The sequence below is a fragment of the Pseudonocardia halophobica genome (assembly GCF_027922425.1).
In the GTDB taxonomy this organism is placed as follows: Bacteria; Actinomycetota; Actinomycetes; order Mycobacteriales; family Pseudonocardiaceae; genus Pseudonocardia; species Pseudonocardia halophobica.
The window spans coordinates 1-2,094 of the sequence record NZ_BSFQ01000095.1 but is presented as its reverse complement, the minus strand read 5'-3'; the positions used below and the strand labels follow the sequence as shown (position 1 = coordinate 2,094).

The window sequence follows — 2,094 nt, the reverse complement described above, 5'->3', positions numbered from 1 at the left end:
AGTGCTCGTAGGCCTCCGGCGCGCGGTCGAGGGGCAGCTCGAGGCTCACGATGAACGACGGCTCGGCCTTGCCCCCGGCGATCAGGTCGCGCAGCTGCCTGTTGTACCGCTTGACCGGCGCCTGGCCGCTGCCGATGTGCTGGCCCTTGAACCAGAACATGCCGTAGTCGAAGGCGAGCTTGCCCTGCTTCGCGAGCTCGTCACTTGCCCCGGGATCCTGGGGCACGAAGACGCCGACGTTGCCGATCTTCCCGGTGAAGCGCACCGAGGCGACCAGCCGGTTCATCGTCAGGTTGGCCTGCTCCTGCCCGTCGGGCTGGTGTGCCTGGTAGCCGACGCATTCGCACCCGTTGTCCGCGCCCAGCCCCATCGTCTGGTCGAGAACGGCCTGCACGGGATCGACCTTCGAGTCGTCGATGGCGATCGCGCCGATCGACTCGGCCAGTCGCAGCCGGTCGGGGTGCCGGTCGACGACCATCACCTTGCCGGCCCCTCGGATGGTCGCCGAGAGGGCGGCCATCAGCCCGACCGGGCCGGCACCGTAGATGACCGTCTGGTCGCCGGGCTGCACGCCGGCCATCTCGGTGGCGTGGTAGCCCGTCGGGAAGATGTCGGCGAGCATCACGTAGTCGGCCTGCCGCTCCTCGGCGTCCTCCCCCAGTCGCAGGCAGTTGAAGTCACCCCAGGGCACGCGCAGCAGCTCGGCCTGTCCTCCGGCCCACGGGCCCATGTCGGCGAAACCGTAGGCGGCGCCGGCCATCTTCGGCTCGGGCTGCGCGGTCAGACAGTAGTTGGTGAGCTGGCGCTCGCAGTTCTTGCAGTGGCCGCACGAGATGTTGAACGGCAGGACGACGTACTCCCCCACCTGGACCTTGTCGACGCCGGTGCCGACCTCGACCACCTGGCCCAGGTTCTCGTGCCCGAACCAACGGCCGGGCTCGAAGTCGGTCCGGCCCTCGTACATGTGCAGGTCCGAGCCGCAGATGTTCGCCGACGTGATCCGCACCAGGACGTCGGTCGGGCGCTCGATCCGTGCGTCCGGTACGTCCTTGACCCTGACCTGGCGCGGCCCCTCGTAGACCACTGCTTTCACGCTGCCTCCCTCGTCGCGGGTGTGCCCGCCCGCTCCGGGCTCGGGTGGGCCCCCCTCATTGCACCCCGGCGGAACGTGGACCGGGTATTGGCAGACATGCCGATCCCGGACCCGAAGGCCGACCCCGCAACCGGGACGGGTCGCCCTGCCGACGGAATTCGGACCCGGGGCGACGCGAGCCACGGCCCGCGCCACTTCCCGAGGACCTTCCTCCATGCGCATCGGTCTCATAGCCCCTCCGGGCGTCCCCGTCCCCCCTCTCGCCTACGGCGGCACGGAGTCGGTCGTCGATCGCCTGGCCCGCGGACTGGTTCGCGCCGGTCACGAGGTGCTGCTCGCCGCCGCGGCCAACAGCGCCTGCCCGGTGCCACGGGTGCGAGGAACCGACGAGGCCGGGAAGGCGGGACCGGTGTGCGCCGACGCGGTGACCGAGCTGAGCCACGCCATCACGAGCTACGCCGCCATGAGCGACATGGACGTCGTGCACGACCACACGTCGACCGGCCCGCTGTACCGGCGTCCTTCCGGCCGGCACGCCCGTGGTGACCACCGCCCACGGCCCGTTCGACGCGACCTTGGGCCCGGTCTACCGCGCGATGCGCGGAGTCGCCGTGGTGGCCATCTCGCACCACCAGGCGGCCACCGCCGACGGGGTCCCGCTCGCCGGCGTGATCCACCACGGCCTGGACGTGGAGTCGGTCCCGGTGGGCCGCGGGAACGGCGGGTACGCGAGCTTCCTGGGGCGCATGTCCCCGGAGAAGGGACCTCGCGAGGCCGCCCTCGTGGCCCGGGCGGCGGGCGTCCCGCTGCGCATGGCCGCCAAGCTCCGGGAGCCGGGCGAGCGCGAGTACTTCGACGCGCAGGTCAAGCCGCTGCTGTGCGCGGACGTCGAGTTCCTCGGGGAACTGGGCTGCACCGAGAAGCTGGAGCTCGTCGGGGGCTCGTTCGCCCTCCTGAACCCCGTGCAGTGGGCGAGCCGTTCGGTCTGGTGATGATCGAGG

2 protein-coding genes are annotated in these 2,094 nt (G+C 71.3%); one reads left to right on the top strand and one right to left on the bottom strand.

Annotation, left to right across the window (positions count from 1 at the left end; translation table 11 throughout):
• Positions 1–1,093, bottom strand: a 1,093-nt coding sequence (locus PKE99_RS37335; RefSeq protein ID WP_271215002.1) for a glutathione-independent formaldehyde dehydrogenase, incomplete at its 3' end; no start/stop codon positions are given.
• Positions 1,094–1,635: 542 nt separating this feature from the next.
• On the opposite strand from PKE99_RS37335, the gene PKE99_RS37330 reads away from it, so the two are divergent.
• Positions 1,636–2,085, top strand: coding sequence for a glycosyltransferase family protein (locus PKE99_RS37330; protein ID WP_231498499.1), 450 nt, complete (start codon positions 1,636–1,638; stop codon positions 2,083–2,085).
• The last annotated feature ends 9 nt before the right edge of the window (positions 2,086–2,094 follow it).